We start from the raw sequence: 265 nt of genomic DNA, 5'->3' as shown, positions 1-265 counted from the left end.
CAGCGTTATGAACGTACTTTCCGTGATATTGGTATTCCAACGGAAGTTGGCCAAGAGCAGCTTATTTTTGATGGTTCAAAAGTAGGTAGCCATATTAAGAACTCAATGGCTAAAGATGATGCAGCAAAATGGTTTGGTGCGGCTCCGCCGGATTTAACTAATGTTGCACGTGTACGTGGAAGTGACTGGATTTACACGTACTTGAAATCATTTTATAAAGATGAGTCTCGTCCGTTTGGTGTAAATAATACGTTATTTCCATCAG

The 265-nt window shown here is 40.4% G+C and carries 1 protein-coding gene; it reads left to right on the top strand.

The annotated features are described in order from the left end of the window. Nucleotides 1-265, top strand: a 265-nt coding sequence (locus tag SB756_RS31070; RefSeq protein WP_410913369.1) for a cytochrome c1, incomplete at both ends; no start/stop codon positions are given.

Source organism: Pseudomonas sp. SIMBA_068 (genome assembly GCF_046534705.1).
Lineage (GTDB): Bacteria > Pseudomonadota > Gammaproteobacteria > Pseudomonadales > Pseudomonadaceae > Aquipseudomonas > Aquipseudomonas putida.
This window is presented reverse-complemented; position numbering and strand designations above follow the sequence as displayed.